The sequence below is a fragment of the Martelella sp. UBA3392 genome, assembly GCF_002358775.1.
Classification (GTDB): Bacteria; Pseudomonadota; Alphaproteobacteria; order Rhizobiales; family Rhizobiaceae; genus Martelella; species Martelella mediterranea.
On the sequence record NZ_DEPM01000073.1, the window covers coordinates 1 to 25,370 of the forward strand.

Consider the following 25,370-nt stretch of genomic DNA (forward strand, 5'->3'; position numbering starts at 1 on the left):
GTGAGATTGACGCGGAACCGGTCACGCCTGCGCTGATAGCGCCTTGTCATCTCGGCGGAGGCGTGGCCGAGCTGTTTCTGGACATAACGCTCGTCGACTTCGGCGGAGGAGGCGAGGCCCGCTCTCAAGGAGTGACCGGAGAACAGTTTTATCCGTTCGGCCTCGGGCAGCTCGCCGCGAATGCCGGCGGCAAGAACGGTCTTCTTGATGAGGCGGGCGATCTCCTGATCCCTCAGCCGTTCGGTACCGACGGCCTTGCCCTTGCCGGTGACCCGGCGGAACAGCGGGTCGTGGCCGATCCTGCCGAGCTTCAGCTAGGTTTCCACGGCATGGACGGGACAGGTGAGATCGGAGGAGCCGCGGCCGATCTCCACCTCGCGCCAGCCGGTCTTGCCGCGCAGCGTCACCAGCATGCCCTTTTCGAGGATCTCGATCCAGCCGTTTCCGTCCTCGGTCTGGTCGCGGCCGCAATCGAGCGCGACGATCTCCGAGCGGCGCAGACCGCCGGCAAACCCCATCAGCAGCATGGCGCGATCGCGCAAGCCCCGGAGCGTGCCCCGGTCGAGCGTTTCGACCATGGCGATTAGTTCCTCGGGCAGGATCGCCTCCTTCTGGCGCGGGGGCGCTGCATGGCGATTGCGGATGCCGGCGAGCACCGTGGCGATGTGGCGGTCGCGGCGATCGAGCGTGAGGCCGCGCTGCGCATAATTCCACGAGATCGCCGACAGCCGCCGCTCGATGGTGGAGACCGCGCTCGGCCTTGCCCGCGGGGCCGCTTCCCCGGAGGCGAGGGCCGTGATGTAGAGACCGACGGTCTGCGGATCGGGCGGCAGGGTCGCAAGCCCCTTGCGCCGGCACCAGCTTGAAAAATGCGCCCAGTCGGTCGCATAGGCGCGCCTTGTATTGGCCGAACTTGAGGCGTCGACATAGCCCCGGGCGCGTTCGACCAGCGGCGCGAGATGGCCCGTCAACGCGCCCGACGTCCCCGGCGGCTGCAATTCATAAGCGGCGCTCGTGCCGAGATACGGGCTGGCGTGCGGATCGTCGTCGTTTTCGGGCACTGAGGGCCTCAAAAAGGGTTTTTCATCTATAATGAGAATTATGAACGATAATGCATTATCAATCATCATAGGGAAAAGACAAGCAGTGCGGTTTATGTCGATTTCTATGGCATTAACCGCTCTTGTCCTATAGCGTCATCGCCATGGATTCGTACGCCGCATCACATGCCAGAACCGCCGCGCCCACCGCGCCCCTGCCTGTCTGGACCCGCCCGCGCGGGCCAGATATTGCGGAAGCCGAGGCCACCTTCTCGGCCGGTATCGCTCTGAAATCTCTGGATGATCTCGTTCGCCACCGACCAGCCTGGGCCGGCTGCTGGCGCGAACGGCAGGCCCTGAAATGCGCCGCCGCCGCCGTCCGCCTGACCGGCCGCAACGAGGACGAGGCGGCGCTGCGCGACGCCGTCCTGCTCACCGCCGCCCGCGACGATCCGGGCCCCGCGGGCAAGGTGTTTCTGGCCTATAAAAGGCTCGCCACCCGAAAACCTGGCTTTGCCGTGAAACAGGTCCAAGATCTTGCCGACCTGATGGGGATCGTCTCTGACGACGATCTCGCGTCCATCCCGGAACTGGCGGATACGGCGCTCCAGTCCGGTCGCGCCGTTCCCTTCGTGGTCGCCGACCTTGTGACCGCAATCCTCGCCATCCGCCCGGATGCCGAACCTTTGGCCTGGGCCATGGCCGACATGATGATCGCAACCCTGTTGAAGTGGGACCGGCCCGTGCCGCTGCTGATGGCGGAGCGTTACGGCGCGGCCTTCCGGATCATCGGGGGCAGGGGGCGTGTGCGGCCGGGTGAACCGGCGTTCGCCCGTGCTGTCTGCCTCGCACTTGCTGATGGAGCCGGGGCCGCATTGCGGGCAGCAGACACGATCGCGCGCCGGGCGGAGGTTCTGGTGGCCGTGGCGCCGAAGGTGCGGACCAAGGGCGCGGGGCCTGTCATTCAGAAATTGCTGGATGAGGACGCTATCCCGGCCAGCGCGCCCGGCAGCAATCTCTCCCGCTGGGCCGCCTCGCGCCTGTTCGAACGGCTCGAAAGTTTCGGCGCCGTGCGCGAATTGTCGGGCCGTTCCGCCTTCCGGATTTACGGGTTGTGACCATGACCGGAGCAAATGCCGCCAAAACAAGCCGCCGGAAAGCGAAAGCTGGAGCCGAACATAAGGAGGCGCATGCCGCAGCCGAAAAGCCGAGAGGCGAACGCCTCTTTGATCGTGAACTGGATCAGTTCCCGCCCGAGCTGCGCTGGCGTGAATGGATGCTGCGCGTCGAGGCGGTGATCTTCGCCGCCGCCGAGCCGGTCACCCGCGAAACGCTTTCCCGCGTCGTCGGCAAGGCCTGCAGCATCGATCTTCTGATCGACGATCTCCGCGAAGAACTCACCGGCCGGCCCTACGAGATCGTCGCAGTCGCCGGCGGCTGGCAGCACCGCAGCCGCCCGGCCTATGCCGACGCCATCCGCGCCTCCGCAGCGCCAACAAGGGGTGGGGTGTCAGCCCTCTCCGAGTTCGAATCCATGGTGCTGATGGCCGTCGGCTATTTCCAGCCCATCACCCGCGCCGAACTGTCAAAAATCTTCGGCAAGGAGGTCAGCCGCGACACCATCGGCTCGCTCCGAAACGCCGCCCTCATCGCCTCCGGCCCCCGCAGCCCGACACCCGGCGCGCCCTACACCTACGTCACGACCAGGCACTTCCTCTCGGCATTCGGGATGGAGACGCTGCGCGATCTGCCGGATATCGAGGCGCTCGAGGATGCGGGCCTCCTCAGCAGAGCCGCCGTGCAGGAGGAGGTGATGGTGGCCGTGGTGGAGGGCGAGGAGGAGTAAGGCTGCTGCCGCAGGGCTCTGACGATGCCTTTGCCCTTCACAACAATTGCCCTTTCGAACCCGACTTCATTTGAAGGCGGCCTGAAACTGGGTTGCCATCAGCGGGGTTCGAGCGGACGCCGGAGCTCGAATGCGGGGGCGTCCAGGGAAAAGTCGAACAGACGCACCAGGCTCCATTCATGGCGACGGGCGTCTGCAACCTCAAGCTCGTTTCCTAAGATGTAAAAAGGCGTACGTTCCCAAGCGCTTGAGACAACAGCCTGGACAACCGACAGATCTACGCTGGAGCAGCTGGACAGAGACTGCCGCAAGGGTGCCTCCCTGTCCGCTGGGATGCCACGTTTGTGCGCTAGCCCAGTTGTGGCGAAACCTGTTTGCGGATCCAGTTGATGAACTGGACGGTCAGAGGTTTGATTTCTCCTGCCGGGACTGCAACGAAATAGCTTCTTTCCTGCATGTCCGGCACGGAAGTGATTTCGGCAAGCGCCCCTTGCTGAAGCTCTTGTTCGATCAGGTAGGTCGGCAGGATCGCGGCGCCGAGACCGGCAACGGCGGCGCTGATCAGCAGGGAGAACTGGTCGAAATAGCTGCCGGTTCGCAATGATCCCTCCACTGTGGGTAGCGTCTGGCGCAAAGCGTCCCATAGCAGCGGCCGCGACGACAGGTGCAACCGCGGCGCATGGAACAGGTTGGCGGGTTCACGCAGACGGAATTCATCGATCAGCCTGGGTGCTGCGACGACCGCCAGTTTCTCCTTGCACAGATGGGTCAGGCGCGCGCCGGACCAGTCTTCGACACCGAAATGAATGGCAAGATCGACAGCGTTCTCCACCATATTGAATGGTTCGGTGCGGCTTTGCACCACCAGCTCAAGATCCGGTTTGTCGGATTTGAAATTTGTGAGCCGGGGTATGAGCCATCGGGCGCCGAATGTCGGCAGGACCGCAATGCTCAGAACTTCCTTGCGGCTTCCCGCAGCGACGGCGTTGCCGATCGTCTGGCGCAATCGTCCCAGGTCGAGCGTCAATTCCCGATAGAGATTTCGTCCAGCATCGGTCAGGCCGACACCGCGCCCCTGACGCAGGAAGAGCGCCGCGCCGATCTGCTCTTCCAGCTCTTTGACATGTCGGCTGACGGCCCCTTGTGTCAGCCCCAGCTCTTCTGCCGCCTCGGTAAAGCTTTGGTGCTTTGCCGCGGCTTCGAAACACCGCAGGAGCGCGAGGGAAGGCAGTGGATTGGATATCTGCATCAGACGACTCATTACGTTAACTCATGCAAAAATGCCTTTTGGTCGTATTTTATGCAAGTTAAATCCGGTTCAACATGCGCAGGCTCTCTGGAGGAATGAGTTGCGGGGTGGCGCGGTCCGGTGATCGTTGGGGCCGCGACGACGCCAACTGGCGCGGTGGAGAATATTCAAGCGCCTGATCGACCGTTTCGGGGATGATTTGAAATCGGCCTGTTCCGACAGGTGACGTACTGGGAGGAAATGCTAAATGAGTGACGGTCACGGACCTTCTCTGTCCAAATTCACGTGGGAAGATCCGTTCTTGCTCGAGGATCAGTTGAGCGATGAGGAGCGCCTGATACGCGATGCCGCGCATGGCTATGCCCAGGACAACCTGCAGCGACGCGTAATCGCAGCCTATCGGGATGAGACGACAGACCCGGATATCTTCCGCGAAATGGGCGAGATGGGCCTTCTGGGCGTCACCGTGCCCGAGGAATATGGTGGGGTTGGCGCCTCCTATGTCGCCTATGGTCTCGTCGCGCGTGAGGTCGAGCGAGTCGACAGCGGCTATCGCTCGATGATGAGCGTCCAGTCCTCGTTGGTGATGTATCCGATCCATGCCTACGGCTCCGAGGACCAACGCCGGAAATACCTTCCGAAACTGGCCACGGGCGAATTCATCGGATGTTTCGGGCTGACCGAGCCAGACGCGGGGTCGGATCCGGGCGGTATGCGAACCACGGCCAGAAAGACCGGCGGCGGCTATGTGCTGAATGGCACCAAGATGTGGATATCGAACGCGCCGATCGCCGATGTTTTCGTCGTCTGGGCCAAGTCCGAAGCCCATGGCGGCAAGATCCGCGGCTTCGTCCTCGACAAGGGGATGAAAGGTCTGTCGGCGCCCAAGATCGCCGGCAAGCTGAGCTTGCGCGCCTCCGTGACCGGCGAGATCGTCATGGCCAATGTCGAGGTCGGGGAAGACGCGCTCCTGCCCGGCGTCGAAGGTTTGAAAGGACCGTTCGGGTGCCTGAACCGGGCGCGCTACGGCATCGCCTGGGGCACCATGGGAGCAGCCGAGTTCTGTTGGCAGGCCGCGCGGCAATACGGTCTCGATCGCAAGCAGTTCGGCCGGCCGCTTGCCCAGACCCAATTGTTCCAGAAGAAACTGGCGGACATGCAGACCGAGATCGCTCTTGGCCTTCAGGCTGCGCTGCGCGTCGGTCGGCTCATGGATGAAGGTCGGGCCGCGCCCGAGATGATATCGCTGATCAAACGCAACAACTGCGGCAAGGCCCTGGAAATAGCCCGCGCCTCACGCGACATGCATGGCGGCAATGGCATATCGGAAGAGTTCCAGGTGATGCGGCACATGATCAATCTCGAGACCGTCAACACCTATGAAGGGACGCATGACGTTCACGCGCTGATCCTCGGGCGGGCCCAGACAGACCTGCAGGCCTTCTTCTGAGGATGGGCCCGATGGATCGCTCGACAATCGTTCACGAAAACTTCCTGCGGCGGGTCGCCCGACAAGACCTGCCCGCCGGAAAGGCGCCGGCCGGTCCGCTTTCACGCGAGGGCGCCGTGTCCCTCTTCCGCTCCGGATGCCTTTGTCGGGCGCTGGATCGCACCAGCCGGAAGATGCAGGAGGCGAAACAGGGCTTTTACACGATCGGCTCCTCCGGTCACGAGGGAATGGCTGCCGTGGCAGCGGCCTTGCGGCCGACCGATATGGCTTTCCTCCATTACCGCGATGCGGCCTTTCAGATTCATCGCGCCAGCCAGGTGCCGGGCCAGTCCGTGACCTGGGACATGCTTTTGTCCTTTGCCTGTTCCGCCGAAGACCCGATCTCCGGCGGGCGGCACAAGGTGCTGGGATCGAAGATGCTGGCCATTCCGCCGCAGACGTCCACGATCGCCAGTCACCTGCCGAAGGCGGTTGGCGCGGCCTATTCGATCGGGCTCGCCCGCCGTCACCCGCCCGAACACAAGGTCCTGGCGGATGACGGGATCGTGATGTGTTCGTTCGGGGATGCGTCGAGCAACCATTCGACCGCCCAGGGCGCCTTCAACGCCGCGCAGTGGACAGATTACCAATCGGTTCCGTTGCCGCTGCTGTTCGTCTGCGAGGACAACGGCATCGGGATATCGACGCGGACGCCGAAGGGCTGGATCGCCGCAACCTTCTCGGCCCGGCCCGGCCTGAAGTACTTCGCCTGCGACGGGCTCGACATCTTCGACACCTACCGGGTGGCGCGTGCGGCGGCGCACTATGTCCGCACCCGCCGCAAGCCGGCTTTCCTGCACGTTCGCACGGTCCGTCTCTACGGTCATGCCGGCGCCGATGTGGCCACGACCTATCTGTCGCGCGACTTTGTGGAAGCGGAAGAGGCGAACGACCCGTTGCTGCACACCGTGCGGCTCCTGGCCGAGGCGGGCGCAGCGACGCCGGCGGAGAGCCTCGAAATCTATGTCGAGACCGCGGAAAGGGTCGAGCGCATCGCAGCCGAGGTTGTCACCCGCCCCCGTCTGTCGACGGCCGGCGAGGTCATGGCCAGCATCATACCGCCGCCACGCGCCTGCAAGCCGACGAACGGCCCAGGCACCGAGGACAGGGCGCGGGTCTTCGGCGGCGATCTGAAGGCGATGGACGAACCCCAGACCATGTCGCGGCTCATCAACTGGGCGCTGACCGACCTGATGCTCGACCACGGCGAGATCGTGATGATGGGCGAGGATGTCGGCCGCAAGGGCGGCGTCTACGGCGTGACGCAGAAGCTGATGGCGCGCTTCGGCGCGTCTCGGGTCATCGACACGCTGCTTGACGAACAATCCATCCTCGGGCTTGCGATCGGCCTCGCCCATAACGGCTTCCTGCCCGTTCCCGAAATCCAGTTCCTTGCCTATCTGCACAATGCGGAGGACCAGCTTCGCGGGGAAGCCGCGACGCTGCCGTTCTTCTCGAACGGGCAGTACACCAATCCGATGGTGCTGCGCATCGCCGGGCTTGGCTACCAGAAGGGCTTTGGCGGACATTTTCACAATGACAACTCGGTGGCGGTGCTTCGCGATATTCCGGGGCTGATCCTGGCCTGTCCATCCAACGGCGCGGATGCCGCGATGATGCTGCGCGAATGCGTTCGGCTGGCCCGGGAGGAACAGAGACTGGTCGTGTTCCTGGAACCGATCGCGCTCTACCACACGCGCGACCTGCATGAAGCGGGCGACAAGGGATGGATGACGGCTTATCCCGACCGGTCACAGCGTGTCGCGCTCGGCGAAGTCGGCATCCATGGCGACGGCGGCGATCTCGCGATTGTGACCTTCGGTAACGGCGCCTACCTTTCGCTGCAGGCAAAGCGGGAACTGGAGCAGGCGGGAATCGCAACGCGCGTGATCGATCTTCGCTGGCTGTCTCCGCTGCCGGAGGAGGCCATCGAAAAGGCGGTTTCCGGCTGCAGGCACGTCCTGATCGTGGACGAGACCCGCCGGACCGGCGGTCTGGCGGAATCGCTTATGGCGCTGATGAGCGAACGCACCACGATCCCTCATATTCGCCTGTGCGCCGAGGACAGTTTCATCGCCACCGGCCCGTCCTATGCCGCGACGATGCCCTCGGCAGAGGCGATCGTGGCCGCCGCTCGCGCCCTGACGGGAGCATCGGCATGAAGACGGCCGCCATCATCTGTCCCGGTCGGGGAACCTACAACAAGTCGGAGCTTGGCTATCTCGGGCGGCACTTTCCCGACCCGGGCCTGCTTGCGCAATTCGACGCCCTAAGAAGCGCCGAAGGACAGCCGACGCTCTCGGAACTTGACGGCGCCACCCGCTTCTCGATGGCCACGCACACCCGCGGCGACAATGCGGCGGGGCTGATCTATGCCGCGACGCTCGGCGACTTCCTGTCGATTGATCGCGAGCAGGTGAAGATCGTCGCGGTCACCGGCAATTCCATGGGATGGTACTCGGCGCTCGCTTGCGCCGGCGCCGTTTCGGCTCTGGACGGCTTTACGATTGCCAACACCATGGGCACGCTGATGCACGAGGCGCTGATCGGCGGACAGGTGATCTATCCATTCGTCGGGGATGACTGGCGCCCGGATCCGGCCCGAAAGTCGGCGCTTCTGGCAATCGTCGGTTCCATCGCGGCGAAACCCGACCATTTCCTTTCAGTGTCGATCGACCTTGGCGGAATGCTGGTCCTTGCCGGAAACGAGGCGGGATTGACGGCGTTTGAGGGGGCGGTCGAGCCCCTGCAGGGCAGGTTCCCCATGCGCCTCGGCAATCATGCGGCATTTCACACGGAATTGCAGGCGCCGGTCGCCGCGCAGGGCCGCGCGATGCTGTCGCCCGGGCTTTTCACACAACCCGATCTGCCGTTGATAGACGGGCGTGGTGAGATCTGGTGGCCGAAGACGGTCAGCACCGATGCCCTCTGGGATTACACGCTGGGGGCCCAGGTCACGGAAAGCTATGATTTCACCCGCGCCGTAACGGTCGTCGCGCGCGAGTTCGCCCCCGATCTGTTCATCGTCACCGGCCCCGGCAATACCCTTGGCGGCGCGGTTGTGCAGTCACTCATCCTCGCCAATTGGCGCGGCATGGGCGGCAAGGAAGATTTCAAATCTGTCCAGGAGTCCTCACCGGTTCTGGCCTCCATGGGCCTGCCGGAGCAGCGAGCCACCGTATTGGGAGCGGGAATGCGATGACTGTTCCCATGCTCGGCACGAATTCAGCGCACGCGGTCCGGTCCCGGTCAGGAAAAGCTGTCATGGTTCGCCGGCAGCGCCCCGGCTTTTTCAAGGCTGGCGATGAACCGGGCCTTGCCGCGCAAGACATGCTCTTCCGACAACGCGCCAGCCGTCTCCGCATCGCCTTTCCGGAAGGCCTCCAGCATCAGCCGGTGGTCGTCGTTGCGTTCGGGAAAGCCGGTTTCCGTCGCGGGCGACTGGCTTCGGAAGAGACGCGACTGAAGCACAAGCCGTCGTTGCAGAACGATGAACGGAAGGTTCCCTGTGGCCGAGGCAATGGCGTCGTGAAACTGGGTGTTCAGCCTGAAATAAGCGTCAATGTCGTTGTCGCCGATCGCCGCATTCATCTTCGCGATCAGACGGTCAAGCCCGTCCATCTGGCGATGCGAAAGGTTCCGCGCGGCTTCGCGCCCCCCGAGCCGCCACAGCGCGGCGCGGACGTCGTACTCGTGCAGGACGTCCTGCAGTTTCACTCGTCTGACGATAACGCCCCGGTTGGGGACGACCTCGACCAGGCCGGCCTCCTGAAGAATCCGGCAGGCTTCCCGAATGGGGCCACGGCTGACATCCCACTGAGCCGCAAGACTCTTTTCTTTCAGGCGATCGCCGGCCTTGAGATTCCCTTCGAGGATCAGATGCTCCAGGCGCTGAAGCAGCAGGTCCACAAGGGGACGGTCTTCGCGAGTGGCTTCTTGGCGCAGATCGGGCGTCACAGGTCGTCCTCCATTGGCTTTCCCTCCCAAAAGTGTCAGCACTATATAATAGGTGTTGACATAATTGATATAGTGATTACAAACTTTACAAAACCGCAGGTTGTTTTTGCGATAGGCTTCAGGGAGGTTTCGCCAACGGCGAAAAGCGAGGCGATGCCTGGCTTCGCGACCCGGGGAGGGTTTGCGCAAGGCGCCTCGTGGGGCCCCTGTGCCGGCCCGGCCAGATATTCGTTCAGGGAGAGATCGGATCGGCTGTGGCACGGGGCGGCGCGTGCAAGTGGAGGATCACGCCGTCCCGGACATCGAAGCGTGACCATGCCGCGTTCTGGAAGGACGGCAACTGCCCGAGGAGGATCGGTCAGAATAATCTAGCGCATCGACCCAAAGATCGGGATCGATCTTCGGAAGGAATGATGCCTGGATTCAGTAGGTTAGAGCGTCACGCGTGCGTCCGGATGGATACACGACGCTCTGAAGGGATCTAAAGGGAGGAGAGACCATATGAAACTGTTGTTGAGGTCCGTGGCGGCCATTGCGTTGTTGATTGGGGGCGGCGCTGCTGCCCAGACATATCCTGAAAAGCCCATCCGGCTGATCGTTCCGTTCGATCAGGGCGGTCTTACCAGCAACTCTGCCAGAATAATGGCCAAGGCGATTGAGGACAATGATCTGCTGCCTGTGCCGATCATTATCAGCTATGTGCCTGGTGCGGCCGGGACGATCGGCGCGCGCCAGGTGAAAGATTCCAAGCCGGATGGCTATACCGCGCTGATCTGGCATGTCGCTGCCAACGGCGCACAGGCCATGGGCAACGTCAACTTCGGCCCCGACGATTTCAAACTCGTCGCTGGCACCGACCGCCAGTGCTACATGCTTGTCGTTCGGGAATCGTCGGAATATCAGACCCTTCCCGAGCTTCTGGAAGCCGCGAAGGCAAATCCCGACACGATAATTTCGGCCGACAACCTGGGTGGCGCGAACCACATCGCCTCCGTGCTTGCCGAGGACGCCGTGCCTGGCGCGAGTTTCAGGCATGTCCAGTTCGGCGGGACCGCCAAGACTTATCCCGCATTGCTCGGCGGCCATGCGGAGGTCAACGCGACCTCTACCTCTTCACTGTCGAGCACGTCGACCAACGGGCTGCGCGTGCTCGGCTACATGGGACCCGAACGGCATCCCGATTACCCGGATGTACCGACGTTCCACGAGCTCGGCTACGATACCGAGTTCTGCATGTACAGCTGGTGGTTCATGCCCAAGGACACGCCGGAAGACCGGGTCGCCGTGTTCCGCGACGCCATGGTCAAGGCCATGGATACCGACTACATGCGCCAGCAGACCAAGGCGCAGGGTGTCGAGCACATCATCCTTACCGGCGACGAACTGAACGCCGCAATGGAGACCGAGAAGACCAAGATCTCGGCGATCGGGGCGCGTTTGCGCGGCGAGTAGGGTCCCTTATGCACCGCTCCCGAGACGGGGCGGTGCAAGGCTAACAAGAGATTTGGAAACATGAACGACAAACAGTCTTCCGGCTGGTTTGAGATTGGCGTCTATTCGGTGCTGCTTTGCGTCGTGGCGTCGGTCTTCTGGTCGACGCTCGGTCTGCCCGCTTCGACGCGCGAGCCTCTCGGGTCCGCATCCCTCCCGCAGATCGTCTCGGTGATTATCGGGATCTTTTGCGTGATCCTGATCTGGCGCGCGCTTGCCGCGATGCGCCCCGCGGTCGGGCGGACGCCCGCGCCGAATGACGAAGTGGTGAGCCATCGGCGTCGGACCGACAAGGCCGCAATCTGTCTGGGCATTGCGATCGCGTTCGCTTTGGCGCTCCAGCTTCGGCTGCTGAACGCGGCCATTCTGACGCCTGCGTTTCTTCTCTCGCTGATGCTGGTCCTGCACGGATTTCGACCTCGCACGATCCTGCCCTCGGTGGCGATCTCGCTGATTGTCGGGATCGTCACGGTCTACGCGTTCAAGAACTTCTTCTACATCGACCTACCGTAGGCAGGGACGACGATCATGGATGCCTTTATTTCCGCAACAGCACATATCCTGACCCCGGCGCCGTTATTCTGGTGCTTCCTCGGCGTCACTCTCGGAGCGGTCGTCGGCGCGATCCCGGGACTGAGCGGGTCGATGCTGATCACGATGACCGTACCGCTAACCTTTTTCATGGGAAGCTATTACGACGCGCTGATCCTTCTGGTCGCCATGTATGTCGGCTCTGTCAGCGGCGGCCTGGTCTCGGCCACGCTCTTGCGCATGCCGGGAACGCCCGCCTCGGTGATGACGACCCTGGACGGTTACCCGATGGCACAGCGCGGCGAGGCCGGCCGCGCGCTCGGCCTTGGCATTACGGCCAGCTTCGTCGGTGGTCTCATCTCCTGGATCTTCCTGATCACCCTTTCGCCGACGCTGGCGGTCTGGGCGACCTATTTCGGGCCCTGGGAATACTTCACGATGGTTCTCATGGCGCTGGTGCTGATTGCCTCCCTGAGCCAGGGTTCGATGGTGAAAGGCCTGCTTGCCGGCTTCCTTGGAATGCTCGCGTCCATGCCGGGGGTCGACCCCAGTACCGGCATGTTGCGATTGACCTTCGGATACGATTCCTGGGCGGGCGGGTTCAACCTGCTGCCGGTTCTGCTGGGCGTGTTTGTCGTCAGCCAGGTCCTGAAATACATCATCGACGCCGAGCGGCCGGTGATGCGGATTACCGCCTCGAACAAGGGCATCTTCATGAGCCTTGCCGACTGGAAGCGGCAGGCGGTAAACCTGATCCGGTCCTCGGTGATCGGAACCTGGATCGGCATCCTGCCGGGCATCGGGGCCTCGATCGGATCGATCTGCGCCTATACAGCGGCCAAGAATCTCTCCAAGACGCCCGAGAAGTTCGGCACGGGATGCGAAGACGGCGTTGTGGCATCGGAGGCCGCCAACAACGCGACGATCGGCGGCGCCCTCGTGCCGCTGGTGACGATGGGCATCCCCGGAAGCGTGATCGACGCCATCCTGATCGGCGCTCTGCTGATGCACAATCTGCAACCGGGTCCGCTGCTTTTCGTGACCAACCCCGAGGTGCCCTACACCATCATTTCCACGCATCTGATCGCCAACGTCATGATGCTGGTCGTGATGCTGCTGTCGGTGAAATGGATGTCGAAGCTGATCCTGGTTCCGACCGCCTATCTGATGCCGATCATTCTGATGTTCTGCCTGATCGGTTCCTATTCCTTGCAGAACCGTCCGTTCGATGTCTGGGTCACGATCGCATTCGGGGTGATCGGGTTCGTTCTCGAAAAGATCAGGGTTCCGCTTGCGCCGTTCGTGATTGGCTTCATTCTGGCCGTCCTTGCGGAATCCGAGCTTCGCTCTGGTCTGATGGCCTCGGCAGGATCGATCGAGCCGCTCTTCACCCGACCCGTCGCGGCGCTGTTCCTGGCGGTTTCGGTCATCATGCTGATCTGGTCGTTCTGGGGCGAATGGCGCGGCGCGCGCCTGCGGAAGCGGGATCTGATCGAATGAACGACGCGACGATCGAGTGCATGAACGGCTTTGACGAAACCCCGATCCTCGACGCCCTCAGAGGGCAGTCGATGGTCGTCACCAATGGCGCAATCCCTGTGCCGCAGGGACACGGGCTGTCCCTGGATCGAAACTTTCTAGCTGGACTGGCAATAGCATGAGTCAAGAGTTTCAGGGTTTCCGTCGCGCGGATGGATCCGTCGGCGTGCGCAATGACCTGCTGATCTTGTCGACGACGGGACTGACAGGGCCAGCCGCTCGGCGCATCGGAAAGGCGCTTCCGGCGGCCAAGGTCGTCACAACGCCCTTTGGCAGCGGTGTGGTCGGAGATGACGGCGCCCTGCGCAACCGGATGCTGCTTGGCTTTGCGCGTCATCCAAACGTTGGCGCCGTATTGCTTTTGAGCGGTAAACAACCCGAGGCTGAGGAATACCGCGATCAGATCGTTGCGACCGGACGGCCGGTCGAACTGTTGCTTCTCGACGAGAACCGCCAGGATTCCCTTCGGTTGACGGATTTGGGCATCCGCGTTGGCGCTCGGCTCATGCGTCAGCTCAGCCGCCAGCTTCGCACCCCGGCTTCGATTTCCGAGCTGCTTCTGGCGGGCGAATGCGGGCGCTCCGATCCCAGTTCGGGTCTTGCGGCCAATCCGCTGGTTGGCCGCATCGCTGATCATGTCGTCGCCGAGGGGGGCCGGTTCGTCGCTGGTGAGACGATGGAATGGTTCGGCGCCGAACATGTCCTCAATCGGCGGGCGGCTTCGCCCGAAATCGCGGAAGCGATCCAAAGCGCTGTTGCCCGACGCATGGACCACGCGAAATCCGCGGGCATAGACCTGATCGGCAACAACCCCAGCCCGACCAACATCGCGGGCGGGCTGACAACGCTTGAAGAGAAGTCGCTCGGCGCGATCCACAAGACAGGTACAAGCCCGATCCTCGGCTTGCTCGCGCACGGCCAAGCTCCGGCGGGGCCGGGATGCTGGCTCATGGATCAGCCGTTTTACGCACCGGAATCGTTGTCTGGATTCACGGCGGCGGGCGCCCATATCGTTCTGTTCACGACCGGGCCCGGCAATAGCTATTGCAGCCTGCTTGCCCCGACCATCAAGATTTCGGCCAATGTCGACACCTGCGTGAACCTTCCCGAGCAGATCGATTTCGACGCCAGCGGCCTCCTGCTCGGAACCCTCTCGATGGACGAAGCGACCGAGCGGCTGACAAAACACATCCTGGAGACGGCTTCCGGCGCCTCGACCTTCGGCGAGATCCTGGAGGAAGGCGAAGAAGTCGTAACCCGCATCGGAGCATCGCTGTAATGGAGAATACGCGTCAAAAGGTCATCGTTCAGGACGGCTCCGACTCTGTCGGTGTTGCCCTTGTCCCGCTCAAGGCGGGCGAGGTCCTGGATATCCGCACGGGCACACAGACACGACCATTAAGGATCCAGAACGACATCCCCCGGTACCACAAGTTCGCGGTCGTTGACCTGCCCGATGGCGCGGAGGTCCGGAAGAATGGCGAAGTCATTGGCCGGATGATGCGTCCGGCAAGGACCGGCGAACACGTTCACACACACAACCTGACCGGACTGACTATGAAGTGAGGCGCAGCGAGAGCAACCTTGCCAATGGCGACACAGTCACAAATTGTTGAAAACGCTCAATGTGCAAGTTCCGGTGACAAACATAAATCGACCGCATGCGCAAGCAACTGATCAGACCCATGAGAGGGTTCAAGACGCGGAGAACGGCATAGGCGCAGCCTCATGATCCGTTTGTGTGGTTCGACAGAACACCGGTACTGGAGCCGATTCCGCCTGGTACAGTGGGTGTGCATTCAATCAGGACTGCGAGTGTCATCGAGAACCGGCCGAACAGGTATGTGAACCTGCTGCCAATGTTGCGAAGAGCCTGATCGGGCTGATCTATGACCCGCAGCTGGATGGCGGCACACTGCCCCTTCAAGTTCTTGCGGTTCGACTCGGTGTCAGCCGATTCAAAATCCCGCGCAACTGCGTCGTGCTCGAGGAGATGGGCCTCTTCTATAAGGTCACGAAGAACGGCCGATGCGCTGTCGAGCACGGCGACGGAGACGATACGACCGCCGCGCCGAACCTCCAGATAGGGCCATTCACCTTCGATGGGCCTGTCGAGGAAGGCCTTCACCTTGTCGTCGATCTCTTCACACAGGCGGGAGACCTGGCTCTTGGAGATGCCGTTCATGCCCATGGCCTTGACCATGTCATCAACCGTGCGGGTCGAAACACCCTGGATATAGGCTTTCTGGATCACAGCCGTCAGAGCCTTCTCTGCCATGCGGCGCGGTTCGAGAAAACTCGGGAAATAGCTGCCGGTGCGAAGCTTTGGAATGCGCAGCTCGACGGTGCCCGCCTGTGTCTCCCAATCCCGGTCGCTTCGACATGATTGCGGATCCGTCCAACAACACCGTCAAGGTGCTGATCGACTGCCAGGCCTGAAATTGGGGACAAAAGGGATGACACGCTTCAGCGTTGAAGGCCGCAAGGCCATTGTAAAGGGCGGCACACGCGGCCTTGGACATGGCATCGCAGAGGCCCTGCTCGAGGAAGGCGCAGAGGTCGTGATCTTCGGCTCGGACGCGCGCGCCGAAGAGGTTGCCGTCGGGTTCCGCCAACGCGGCTTCGCCTGCCAGGGCCTCGCCGTTGGCCTTGCCGATACGACGGCGCGCGGGGCCGGCTTCGACCGGGCGGTCGCCCTCATCGGCGGCCGGCTCGACATTCTGGTCACGGCCGCCGGCGTCCAGCGGCGCCACCGGAGCGAGGAATTTCCGCTCGATGACTGGCAGGCGGTGCTGGAGGTCAACCTCACCGCCGTCTTCGATCTCTGCCAGCGCGCGGCAAAGGTGATGTTGCCGCAGGGCGGCGGCAAGATCGTCAACATCGCCTCGCTGTTGAGCTTCTTCGGCGGCTTCACCGTGCCCGCCTATGCCGCGAGCAAGGGCGGTATCGCGCAGCTCACCAAGGCGCTCGCCAACGAATGGGCCGGCCTTGGTTTCGAGCACTTCGCCTGCCGCACCGAGGACGAGATGATCGCCCGCTGCAAGGGCGCGAACGTCATCCTCAACCAGTATGGCCCGTTCACCGATAAGGTGCTTTCGGCGCTCAGCCCCGAACTCGGGTTGATCGTGCGATACGGCGTCGGCGTGGTCAATGTCGACCTCGATGCCGCCGGCCGCCACGGCGTCCAGGTTTGCAATGTGCCGGATTACGGCATGAACGAGGTTTCCGATCATGCGCTGGCACTGATGCTGGCGCTGATCCGCAAGATCCCGATGATTGCCGCCAACAGCCGGAAGGGCGCGTGGGACTACCGCCAGACGATCCCGGTGCGGCGCATACAGGAGATGACCATCGGCGTTCTCGGCGTTGGCCGGATCGGCGGCCTGTTCGCCCGCAAGGCGGAGGCGCTCGGCGGCCGGGTGGTGCTCTGCGATCCCTACAAGCCGGACCTCAGGAAGGAATTTCCCGACGAGCCGGTGACCTTCGATGAATTTCTACAGATCGCCGACGTCATCTCGATCCATTGCCCGCGCTCGCCCGAGACCTGCCGCCTGCTCGGCGCCCCGGAGTTCGCCTGCATGAAGAAGGGTGCGCTCGTCATCAACACCGCTCGTGGCGGCATCATCGACGAGGCTGCGCTCGCCGCACCGCTCGTCTCCGGCCATCTCGGCGGCGCCGGTATCGACACGGCCGAGCACGAGCCGCTGCCGGCGACATCGCCGCTGCTTGCAGCGCCCAACTGCCTCGTGACCCCGCACATGGCCTGGTATTCCGAGGAGGCGGCTCGGGAACTGAAGCGCAAGGTCGCCGAAGAGGCGGTCCGCTTGGCCCGCGATGAGAAGCTGCATTACCCGGTCAACGGCATTGGCCGATCCGCCGCCTAGCCGACAAACCGGAGATCGCCGCGAACTGCCCCGCCAAACGAAGGCACCCTCCTGCCTTGAAATGAAGCAGGAAGGCAGCAATCGACAAATCGAATTTCAGCGACGACTTCAAAACGCCCGTCTGTTCAGGCCGCCGCGAGGGGAGGCGACGAACCTTAGGTTTCGACGCTCGGATAGTCCTTGCCGTGCCAGTCCTGAAGCCTTGCGGCGAATTCGCGCTGGAACGACAGGGGGCCGCTTTTCTTCAGATAGGGCTCGTCATAAATGCCGATGAAGATCGTCAGATTGAGGAAGAAATGCGCGCCCATTTCGAACAGGGCCTGATAATCGTGGTTGATCAGCGCCTCCCGCTCTTCATGGGTAAGGCTGTGCACCGTCGAGGCTTCCACGTCATTGCCGAGCAGTTTGGGGCCGATCGACTGTTCCCAGGTGGCGACGAAGCTGCGCGGCTCATCGATGTAGCGTTGCAGAAGCTCCGGATCGCGGTCGACAGTATAGAGGAATTTGTTGACGTAATATTTGCTCATGCCGCGGCCTCCTTGGGATACCAGGTGAAATAGGCTTCCATGGTGTGGAACAGGTCGAGATTGTCGACATAGTCCGCCCCTTCCGGCCCGGCGACGCCAAGCATCAGGATGAAGTTCAGGAAGCCATGGGTGGCATTGCCGCTCCGGGCCATGCTCTCATGGGTGACGTTTTCGAGAATGGCGTCGATATCGCCGTTCCGCAGCCATTCGATTGCCTGCCTGTCGAATACAGGGTCCGGCCCGGTTTCCATGAACTGGCGGGGGCCGCCGAGTTCGAGCGACAGATGCCCGGTGCCAATGGCGGCAACGCGCTTGTCGGAGGGGAAGTCGTCGATCGCCTTGCGGATAGCGCGGCCGACCTCATAGAAGCGCTTCGGCGTATGCAGCGGCGGCGCGAAGATGTTGGTATAGATCGGGACCACCGGAAGGTCGTTTTGCGGGCGCACGGTGATGATCGGGCAGATGATCGAATGATCGATTTTCAGCTCGTTGGAAAAGGCGAAATCGAAATTCTGGTTCATCAGCGACTGGTGCATGAAGCGCGACATCGCCTCGTCGCCCTCCAGCACATATTTCGGAATGCCGAATTCGCGTTCCTCATTATAGAAGGTCGCGTCGTAGCGCTCCGCCTTGCCGATCAGGAATTGCGGGCAGTTGTCGAGGAAGATCTGGTGAAAATGATCGGATCCAATCATCACCAGAACATCCGGTTCGGCCTTTGCCAGCGTTTCGCGATAGGCCTCGATCTTGCGCTTCCAGGTCGGCGCTTCGGGCATCTGCTGTTCGGGCGGCGCCGTGGTGGCCTTCAGGTAGAAGGGGTGGTGGGTCGACGCCAGCGTTGCAACGAGTTTTGCCAATTCTCTCTCCTCTTGTCGGATGTCCTCGAAAGCCCGCGCGGTTGAAATTGCCGCGCGCGGGCTCATTCCCTCGTCTTTGCGGCCTGCCGCTTCAGTCGCCGAACAGCGACCGGGCGATGCCGGCCTTTTCGAAAATGTAATCGCGGCTCTTCTCTAGCTCGCCGCGCAGATGGGCAATGTCCGCGCCGACAAGCTTGCCCTTCCACTTGCGGACCTTGCCGGCCACCAGCACGCTGTCGACATTCGAACGTTCCATCAGCGTGACCACGGTTCCGGGCACATTGTTGAGCGGCGCGACATTGAGCGCCTCGGCATCCAGCAGGATGATGTCGGCGTCCTTGCCGGGCGTCAGCGAACCGGTGCGGCGGTCGAGCTTCAGGCCCTCCGCGCCGCCGATCGTGGCCGCCCGGATTGCCTCGCGCGCGGTCAGCAGCGCCGGATACGCCTCGCCGCCCAGCGCCTTTTCATTGGCGAACATGCGCTGCATGGTGACCATGGCGCGCATCTGGGTGAAGAAATCGGCTGTCATCGTGCACTCCACATCGGTGGAAAGCGAAAGGCTCATGCCATAGTCGATCGCCTTCTGGATCGGTGGCGTGCCGTGGCGCATCTGCATCTCGATCGGCACGGACAGCGAGATATGGGCGCCGGCATCGCGGGCGTATTTCCAGCCGTCTTCCGACATGCCGGTCATGTGGATGAAGATATTGTCCGGCCCGAAGGCGCCGCCCGCGCCAAGCCCGTCGAATGTCGGCTGCATGCCGAATGTGCCGACCACATGCAGCGCGATCGGCAGGTCGAGGTCGCGTCCGGTCTTCCAGGACTGTTCATGAAACGGCAGGTAGATCTCGCCGCCCATGATCATTGTCAGCAACTGGTCGTTGGAAGAGAAATACTGTTCGCGCAGCCTTGCCGCATCGCCCGGATACTGGGCGTCGTCGCCCCAGCCTTCGAAATAGCCGAAGACCGAACGCCGGCCGGAATCCTTCAGCGCTGAAATCACGGCGTCGGAATGGGCCGGTGAGTGGTGGATCTGGCTGACATCCATCACCGTCGTCACACCGGCATCGAGCTGCGACAGCGCGCCGAACAGCTCGTTGATATAGACATCCTCCGGCCGGTAGACGAGCGAGAAGGATTGCAGAACGGTCTCGTAATAGTTCTGCGCATTCGCCGGCAGGCCATCATTGATGAGAATGGCGTTTGCAAGCTGGCCGCGCAAAGCGGTTTCAAACTGGTGGTGATGGGTATCGATAAAGCCCGGCATGACGATCTTGCCCGCCGCATCGATCTCGATCGCGTCGTCCGCCGAAATGGTCTCGGCGATTTCGACGATCCGGGACCCCTCGATCAGAATGTCGCCCCTTTCGAAATCGCCGACGGCGCCATCCATGGACAGGATGATTCCGTTGCGGATCAGCGTGCGCTGTCCTTCACGCCCGCAGGCCTCCGGCACGCCGTCCGCCACAGGCGATGACGCCGGCATCGCCGTCGCTCCCGCGCCGCCGCCGGCGGGGCCGAGTGCCGGGTAGGGCAGATGCCGTCTGGAAATATCGCAAAGCCTGCACATGGTTTCTCCTCCCTTGAACCTGCGCGGAAAACCCGAACGTCGATCAGGTCCCCATTGTCGATTGCAGAACCGGATACCGGCTCATGGCATGCGCGATATGCGATGCCGCCTCCCTGAGCGCGGGCAGGCGCTCGGCGATCATGCTTTCGGGTGTTGCCATGCCGGTGTAGCCCGAGGTGTTGAGCGCCGCGATGGTGCGGCCCTCGAAGTTCCTGATCGGAACCGCAAGCGCGGTGATGCCATAGTCGAGCTGATCGACGGTCGTGGCATAGCCATCGGCCCGGACAGCCATGATCTTTTCGCGCAGCACATCGGGGTCGGTGACCGTCTTGGAGGTCAGCGCTTCGAGCCTTGCGGTTTTCAGATAGTGTTCGAGGGCCTCGTCGGAGAGACCGGCGAGCAGAACGCGGCCGAGCGAGGTGGCGCCTGCGGGATAGCGCGCGCCGACGACGGCGGCAGCGCGGCGGGCGCGCTGAACCGAAACATGAGCGACATAGATGACATGGTCGCCATCAAGCGTTCCGATCGAAGAGGCATCGCCGAACTGCTCGACAAGCATGCGCAGATTGGGTTGCAGAACCTCGTCGATACGGGCGGAGAAATAAAACGCCGAGCTCAGCGTCATCACCTTGGGACGCAGATGGAAATGTTTGTTGGTCTGGCCAACATAACCGAGCGTCTGCAGCGTGATCAGGCTGCGGCGGGCGGCCGCTGGCGAAAGACCGACGCGGCGCGCGACCTCGCTCAGGGTCATTTGGGGATGGGCGGCGTCGAAGCATTCGAGAATCGCAAGCCCCTTGGCCAGCGCCTCCACGAATTCGGCAGGTCTGTCGCTCTCTTCGACGATCTTCAGAATTTCAGCCACGTCATTTTCCTCAAGAACCGGTTTCATCTGGCGCCAGATTGGTTGAGGCGGCCCCTGAAAACAAGGGCTTGCCCGCCACCGACTGGCCGCGCGGCCCCGGTTCGTCCTCCCGCCGAAAACTGGTCCCGACCGTGTGAGACAGGCCGGCTCGCTTTCAACTTGACGCTAGACTAATTGCTCTCTACGATTTCGGCAATAGGAAATTATTTCGCACAGCGAAAAGGGAGTTTGTTATGCGAATAGGTAAACAGGACGGCGCGTTCACCGCCATTGCCGGATCCGATGCCGAGAGCATCACGGTGCGCGGCCACGACCTGTGCGGCGATCTGATCGGAAAGATCGACTTCAGCGATTACTTCTGGCTTCTCGTGACCGGCGAAAAACCTGCTCCGGCGCAGCGGCGCATGATGGACGCCTGCCTGGTCGCGATCGCCGAACACGGCCTGGTGCCAAGCGTGCAGGCCGCGCGCATGACGCTTGCAGCCGGACCGGAAGCCTGGCAGGGGGCGATCGCCGCCGGCATTCTCGGCATGGGCAGCGTCGTTGCCGGTTCCTCGGATGTGGCCGGGCAGTTTCTCGTCTCCGTGGTCGAGAAGGCCGACAGCATGGGCGGCGATCTGGAAAAGGCCGCGATCGAAAGCGTCACCGCCTTGAAGGCCGCGCGCAAGAAGGTGCCGGGGCTTGGCCATCCGCAGCATTCTGCAGGCGATCCGCGCGCCGACAGATTGCTGGAGGTAGCCGCCGAACTGGACATCAGGGGACGTCACATCGAAGCGCTCCATGTGCTGGCGAAGGTGGCGCCGGGGATTATCGAACGGCCGCTTCCGATCAATGTCTCGGGCGCCATTCCCGCGACGATCCTCGATGCCGGCTGGCCGGCCGAGGCCATGAAGGCGGTTCCGATCCTCGCCCGCACCGCCGGTCTCTCCGCGCATCTCCTTGAGGAAAGCCGGCGCTCTATCGGTTTCATCATGTCGCACAAGGCGGATCTTGCGATCGAATATGACGGCCCCAAGGCCGCGGACAGAAGCAACTGAGCGGGGAAGCCGGATGGTCAAGATTCTCAAGAATATCAGGGTTATCGAACTCGGCACCTATATCACCGGGCCGGCTGCGGCCATGCATCTCGGCGATCTCGGCGCCGATGTGATCAAGGTCGAGCGGCCCGGCGCCGGCGATCCCTTCCGCGCCTTCAAGGGCGGCCTCTATTCGCCGCACTACCAGACTTACAACCGCAACAAGCGCTCGATCGCGATCGATACAAAGGACCCGGCCGAACTGGCGTTTCTGCGCGATCTCGTCTCGACCGCCGATGTGTTCATCCAGAATTTCAGGCCGGGCGTTGCCGAACGTCTGGGCGTCGGCGAAGACGATCTGCGCAAGGTCAAACCCGATCTGGTCTATTGCGCGATTTCCGGTTTCGGCCAGTCGGGCCCGGCGCGGGATCGCCCGGCCTTCGACACCGTTGCCCAGGCGGCAAGCGGTTTCCTGCGCCTTGTGACGCCGCCGACCAATCCGCGCGTGATCGGCCCAGCGATTGCCGATGCGCTCACCGGGCAATATGCGGCCATGGCCATTCTCGCCGCGCTTCTGGAGCGCGCAACCACCGGCAAGGGACGACGGATCGATATCTCGATGCTGGAGGCGATGACCCATTTCAACCTCGACAGCTTCACGCATTATTTCGCCGTGGACGAGGTCATGGGCCCGCTCTCACGGCCGACCGTGTCGCAGAGCTACACATTCGAATGTTCCGACGGCAAATGGGTGGCGATCCACATGTCCTCGCCCGCCAAGTTCTGGGAAGGGCTGCTGGAGGCGACCGGGCAGGAGCAGCTTGCCGATGACCCCCGTTTTGCCGAGCGTCTGGAACGCATCCAGCATCAGGACGACCTCATCGAAATCCTGACACCGGTCTTCAAGACGAAAACGCGCGACGCATGGTGCGAAAAACTGCTCGAGGCCGGCGTACCCCACGCACCGGCCTATGATTCCGATGAAGCGCTCGACGATCCCCAGGCGCAGCATCTGCAGATCGCGGTCGAGATGGACCATCCCGAAAAGGGCAAGACCAAGACCGTGCGGCCGCCCTACAGCTTCGATGAGCAGGTCGAAACAGACATTGTCGCGCCGCCATTGCTCGACCAGCACGGTGCGGAAATACGCGCCGAGATTGCCCGCCGGAAGGCGGGCTGACACGCGCGTTTCGTTGCGGACACAGGGAGGAGGTGACCGGCATGCAAGAGACAGAAGAGACGGTTCCGGCAGCAGCCGTGATGGAGGCCAGCAAGGCCATGCTGCAGAAAAAGCTGTTCGCCATCTTCACCGAAGCGACGAACGGCATGGGACCGGTCTTTGAAAACATGGAGGCGCACCTGGCCTACCAAGTCGGGTTGGAAAGGGATGGCGTGCTTTATGCCGCAGGTCCGCTCTTCTCCGACGATGGCGAGCGCTGGGCAGGCGAGGGCATGGTGGTCATCCGGGCAGAAAATGCCGATGCCGCGGTCGAGATCGCCCGCAACGACCCGATGCACAAGGCGGGTGCCAGACGTTTCAGGGTGCGTCCCTGGATGATCAATGAGGGGCGGGTCTCGATCCGGCTCGACTATTCGACACAGACATTCGTGATGGACTGAACGCATCTTTCGGGAGGAGCAAATATGCGTAACTTTCTCAGACTGACAACGGCCGTCATGCTGGCGATACCTTCGGCGGCCTTGGCGCAGGAAACCATCGATTTGACAGTGGCTTCCAGCCATCCGACGATGATCCCGTGGGTGGGCATGATCCAGACCCACTTCATGGCGAAGACCGATGAAATCCTCGCCGAGACCGGCGACTACAAGATCAACTGGAACGAGGCATTCGGCGGCCAGCTCTACAAGGCCAATGCCACGCTTTCATCCGTTGAAGAAGGCATCACCGATATCGGTTGGGTGTTCTCGCTGCTGGAGCCGGCCAAACTGCCGCTCAGCCAGGCGACAAGCTATGCGCCGTTCTCCACCGCCAATCCGCAGCTTCAGCTTGAGGTGATGGAGGATCTGATGGAGAACAACGAGGCTTTTCGCGAGGAGTGGGAGCAATATAACCTCAAGGTTCTCGGCCTGACCGGAACCGACATGTACGACATCTATACCAAGGAGCCGATCGAGGGCATTGCCGATATCGACGGCATGAAGATCTCCGCGCCCGGCGTGCTCGGCACCTGGCTGCGAGGCACCGGGGCCAATGCCGTCGACGGTGCGCTGACCACGTTCTACACCGACATCCAGACAGGCGTTTCCGACGGCGTGCTGACGCTCGCGCTCGGCGCCAAGCCGGCAAAGCTTTATGAGGTCGCGCCCTATCTCAACCGCTTCGATGCGGCCGTCTCATTCTCGGGCGCGATCGCGATCAACCGCGATGTCTGGGACACGCTGCCGGAAGAAGTTCAGGACGCGATGATCGAGGCCGGCAAATATTACACCGCGGCCCACGGCAAGCAGTTGCTGGAAGGCCATGAGGCAGCCCTTACGGATATGGTTGCGTTGGGCGCGGACCAGAACCCGCCGGTAACGCTGGTGGAAATGCCCGAGGCAGAGCGCGAGGCCTGGGTTGCGATGCTGCCGGATCTTGCCGGCGAATGGGCGGATAACCTGGAAGCGCAGGGACTTCCCGCACGCGAATTCCTGAGCGCCTATATGGACGGCCTGCGCGAGCGCGGTGAAACGCCCATGCGCGACTGGGACCAGTAGGCGGCGCGCGCATATGTCGTCCGCAACAGAAAACGCCCGCCAGCCCGGCGGGCGCTCTCCGAACGCCCTGACCCGGGCGTGGCAGATCCTCGTTGACGGTCTCGCCGCGCTCGGAACCGTGCTCATTCTGGTGCTGATGCTGGTCATCTCCGCCGATATCGTGATGCGCAACCTGCTGGGCTCGTCGCTGCCGCTGGTCTCCGAGCTTGGCGCGCTTTTGCTGGTGATGATCGTTTCGCTTCAGCTTGCCACCACCATCCGCGCCGACAGGTTGGCGCGCACCGAGATTTTCTTCCCCGGCTTCAGGCTGAAACGGCCGGTGGCCGGCAGCATCCTGTCGGCGCTCTTCAACCTGACCGGCGCGGCGATGATTGGCCTGATAGCATGGTCCAGCTTTCTGATCCTTCAGAAGGATTGGATATCCGGGGAGTATATCGGCGTTTCCGGCATTGCCACGCTGCCGGTCTGGCCGTTCCGCGCCTTCATCGTTTTCGGGGTCGCTGTTGCCGCATGCGAGTTTCTGTTTCGGGCGGTCGGGGACCTAGCCGCCTCTGTCAAAGCCGGGGAGCGACCATGAGTCCGCTTGAAATCGGAGGTCTGGCGATCGCCGGCCTGCTGGTGCTGATCTATCTCGGCATGCCGATCGGCATCAGCATGCTGTTCGTTTCCTTTGTCGGCGTTTCGGCCATTCGCGGCGAGGTCGTGTCCATGCGCATGCTCGGCGCGGTCGCCAACAATTCGCTCAGGGAATATCTTTACGCCATCGTGCCGCTGTTCGTGCTGATGGGGCT

General features: G+C 62.5%; 23 protein-coding genes and 3 pseudogenes. 18 read left to right on the forward strand and 8 right to left on the reverse strand.

Annotated features, from left to right (window positions below):
- Window positions 1–1,061: pseudogene (locus tag B4E36_RS05345) on the reverse strand (tyrosine-type recombinase/integrase); the annotation flags it as partial.
- 143 nt (window positions 1,062–1,204) lie between these two features.
- Between B4E36_RS05345 and B4E36_RS05350 the strand changes: the two are divergent.
- Both B4E36_RS05350 and scpB read left to right on the forward strand, forming a co-directional pair.
- Window positions 1,205–2,158 carry a DUF1403 family protein gene (locus B4E36_RS05350; RefSeq protein ID WP_292055799.1) on the forward strand — a complete coding sequence of 318 codons (954 nt, stop codon included), beginning with the start codon at window positions 1,205–1,207 and terminating at the stop codon, window positions 2,156–2,158.
- 2 nt (window positions 2,159–2,160) lie between these two features.
- Window positions 2,161–2,886, forward strand: a complete 726-nt coding sequence (gene scpB / locus B4E36_RS05355; protein WP_292055801.1) for an SMC-Scp complex subunit ScpB — start codon at window positions 2,161–2,163, stop codon at window positions 2,884–2,886.
- Between the two features lie 349 nt (window positions 2,887–3,235).
- Here scpB and B4E36_RS05360 read toward each other — a convergent pair whose 3' ends face one another.
- Window positions 3,236–4,147: a LysR substrate-binding domain-containing protein gene (locus B4E36_RS05360; RefSeq protein ID WP_292055802.1), complete on the reverse strand. Its 912-nt coding sequence runs from the start codon at window positions 4,145–4,147 to the stop codon at window positions 3,236–3,238.
- A gap of 235 nt (window positions 4,148–4,382) precedes the next feature.
- Between B4E36_RS05360 and B4E36_RS05365 the strand changes: the two genes are divergently transcribed.
- The 3 genes from B4E36_RS05365 to B4E36_RS05375 are packed head-to-tail and all read left to right on the forward strand — an operon-like array spanning window position 4,383 to window position 8,826.
- On the forward strand, window positions 4,383–5,585 hold the full coding sequence (locus B4E36_RS05365; RefSeq protein ID WP_292055803.1) for an acyl-CoA dehydrogenase: 1,203 nt from the start codon (window positions 4,383–4,385) through the stop codon (window positions 5,583–5,585).
- A gap of 11 nt (window positions 5,586–5,596) precedes the next feature.
- Window positions 5,597–7,786 (forward strand): dehydrogenase E1 component subunit alpha/beta, encoded by a 2,190-nt coding sequence (locus B4E36_RS05370; RefSeq protein ID WP_292055804.1) that lies wholly within the window; start codon window positions 5,597–5,599, stop codon window positions 7,784–7,786.
- On the forward strand, window positions 7,783–8,826 hold the full coding sequence (locus B4E36_RS05375) for an ACP S-malonyltransferase (protein ID WP_292055805.1): 1,044 nt from the start codon (window positions 7,783–7,785) through the stop codon (window positions 8,824–8,826). The genes B4E36_RS05370 and B4E36_RS05375 overlap by 4 nt, the downstream gene beginning before the upstream one ends.
- Window positions 8,827–8,873: 47 nt before the next feature.
- Here the strand turns inward: B4E36_RS05375 and B4E36_RS05380 are convergent, their stop codons facing one another.
- Window positions 8,874–9,581 carry a GntR family transcriptional regulator gene (locus B4E36_RS05380; RefSeq protein WP_292055807.1) on the reverse strand — a complete coding sequence of 236 codons (708 nt, stop codon included), beginning with the start codon at window positions 9,579–9,581 and terminating at the stop codon, window positions 8,874–8,876.
- A 501-nt stretch (window positions 9,582–10,082) separates the two neighbouring features.
- Here B4E36_RS05380 and B4E36_RS05385 point away from each other — a divergent pair.
- The 6 genes from B4E36_RS05385 to B4E36_RS05410 are packed head-to-tail and all read left to right on the forward strand — an operon-like array spanning window position 10,083 to window position 14,708.
- A complete protein-coding gene (locus tag B4E36_RS05385) occupies window positions 10,083–11,033 on the forward strand; it encodes a Bug family tripartite tricarboxylate transporter substrate binding protein (RefSeq protein WP_292055809.1) in 951 nt (316 codons plus the stop codon).
- A 60-nt stretch (window positions 11,034–11,093) separates the two neighbouring features.
- Entirely contained in the window at window positions 11,094–11,585 is a 492-nt protein-coding gene (locus B4E36_RS05390) for a tripartite tricarboxylate transporter TctB family protein (RefSeq protein ID WP_292055811.1), read from the forward strand.
- 15 nt (window positions 11,586–11,600) lie between these two features.
- Window positions 11,601–13,103 (forward strand): tripartite tricarboxylate transporter permease, encoded by a 1,503-nt coding sequence (locus B4E36_RS05395; RefSeq protein WP_292055812.1) that lies wholly within the window; start codon window positions 11,601–11,603, stop codon window positions 13,101–13,103.
- The gene (locus tag B4E36_RS05400) at window positions 13,100–13,264 is read left to right on the forward strand and encodes a hypothetical protein (protein WP_292055814.1); all 165 of its coding nucleotides are present in this window, start codon (window positions 13,100–13,102) and stop codon (window positions 13,262–13,264) included. Before B4E36_RS05395 ends, B4E36_RS05400 begins: the two co-directional genes overlap by 4 nt.
- The gene (locus B4E36_RS05405) at window positions 13,261–14,421 is read left to right on the forward strand and encodes a UxaA family hydrolase (protein ID WP_345900078.1); all 1,161 of its coding nucleotides are present in this window, start codon (window positions 13,261–13,263) and stop codon (window positions 14,419–14,421) included. The genes B4E36_RS05400 and B4E36_RS05405 overlap by 4 nt, the downstream gene beginning before the upstream one ends.
- The gene (locus tag B4E36_RS05410; protein ID WP_292055818.1) at window positions 14,421–14,708 is read left to right on the forward strand and encodes a UxaA family hydrolase; all 288 of its coding nucleotides are present in this window, start codon (window positions 14,421–14,423) and stop codon (window positions 14,706–14,708) included. The genes B4E36_RS05405 and B4E36_RS05410 overlap by 1 nt, the downstream gene beginning before the upstream one ends.
- Window positions 14,709–15,180: 472 nt before the next feature.
- Here the strand turns inward: B4E36_RS05410 and B4E36_RS05415 are convergent.
- Window positions 15,181–15,516, reverse strand: a pseudogene (locus B4E36_RS05415) (transposase); the annotation flags it as partial.
- An 82-nt stretch (window positions 15,517–15,598) separates the two neighbouring features.
- On the opposite strand from B4E36_RS05415, the gene B4E36_RS05420 reads away from it, so the two are divergent.
- Window positions 15,599–17,026 carry an SDR family NAD(P)-dependent oxidoreductase gene (locus B4E36_RS05420; RefSeq protein WP_292055819.1) on the forward strand — a complete coding sequence of 476 codons (1,428 nt, stop codon included), beginning with the start codon at window positions 15,599–15,601 and terminating at the stop codon, window positions 17,024–17,026.
- A 155-nt stretch (window positions 17,027–17,181) separates the two neighbouring features.
- On the opposite strand, the gene B4E36_RS05425 is transcribed toward B4E36_RS05420, so the two are convergent.
- From B4E36_RS05425 to B4E36_RS05440, 4 genes are all read right to left on the reverse strand, one after another.
- Entirely contained in the window at window positions 17,182–17,553 is a 372-nt protein-coding gene (locus B4E36_RS05425; RefSeq protein ID WP_292055821.1) for a hypothetical protein, read from the reverse strand.
- Window positions 17,550–18,410 carry an extradiol ring-cleavage dioxygenase gene (locus B4E36_RS05430; protein WP_292055823.1) on the reverse strand — a complete coding sequence of 287 codons (861 nt, stop codon included), beginning with the start codon at window positions 18,408–18,410 and terminating at the stop codon, window positions 17,550–17,552. The genes B4E36_RS05425 and B4E36_RS05430 overlap by 4 nt, the downstream gene beginning before the upstream one ends.
- A 91-nt stretch (window positions 18,411–18,501) precedes the next feature.
- Window positions 18,502–19,980 (reverse strand): amidohydrolase family protein, encoded by a 1,479-nt coding sequence (locus tag B4E36_RS05435; protein ID WP_292055824.1) that lies wholly within the window; start codon window positions 19,978–19,980, stop codon window positions 18,502–18,504.
- A 43-nt stretch (window positions 19,981–20,023) separates the two neighbouring features.
- A complete protein-coding gene (locus B4E36_RS05440) occupies window positions 20,024–20,845 on the reverse strand; it encodes an IclR family transcriptional regulator domain-containing protein (protein ID WP_292055825.1) in 822 nt (273 codons plus the stop codon).
- A 233-nt stretch (window positions 20,846–21,078) separates the two neighbouring features.
- Here B4E36_RS05440 and B4E36_RS05445 point away from each other — a divergent pair, with 233 nt between their 5' ends.
- The 6 genes and pseudogenes from B4E36_RS05445 to B4E36_RS05470 all read left to right on the forward strand — a co-directional run.
- Entirely contained in the window at window positions 21,079–21,882 is an 804-nt protein-coding gene (locus B4E36_RS05445) for a citryl-CoA lyase (RefSeq protein WP_292055826.1), read from the forward strand.
- A gap of 13 nt (window positions 21,883–21,895) precedes the next feature.
- Window positions 21,896–23,041, forward strand: a complete 1,146-nt coding sequence (locus B4E36_RS05450) for a CaiB/BaiF CoA transferase family protein (protein ID WP_292055828.1) — start codon at window positions 21,896–21,898, stop codon at window positions 23,039–23,041.
- A 41-nt stretch (window positions 23,042–23,082) separates the two neighbouring features.
- Window positions 23,083–23,481 (forward strand): YciI family protein, encoded by a 399-nt coding sequence (locus B4E36_RS05455; protein ID WP_026173322.1) that lies wholly within the window; start codon window positions 23,083–23,085, stop codon window positions 23,479–23,481.
- 24 nt (window positions 23,482–23,505) lie between these two features.
- Window positions 23,506–24,579 carry a C4-dicarboxylate TRAP transporter substrate-binding protein gene (locus B4E36_RS05460; RefSeq protein ID WP_345900079.1) on the forward strand — a complete coding sequence of 358 codons (1,074 nt, stop codon included), beginning with the start codon at window positions 23,506–23,508 and terminating at the stop codon, window positions 24,577–24,579.
- Window positions 24,580–24,592: 13 nt separating this feature from the next.
- Window positions 24,593–25,156: a TRAP transporter small permease subunit gene (locus tag B4E36_RS05465; protein ID WP_292055831.1), complete on the forward strand. Its 564-nt coding sequence runs from the start codon at window positions 24,593–24,595 to the stop codon at window positions 25,154–25,156.
- Window positions 25,153–25,370, forward strand: a pseudogene (locus B4E36_RS05470) (TRAP transporter large permease); the annotation flags it as partial. The gene B4E36_RS05465 and the pseudogene B4E36_RS05470, both read left to right, overlap by 4 nt.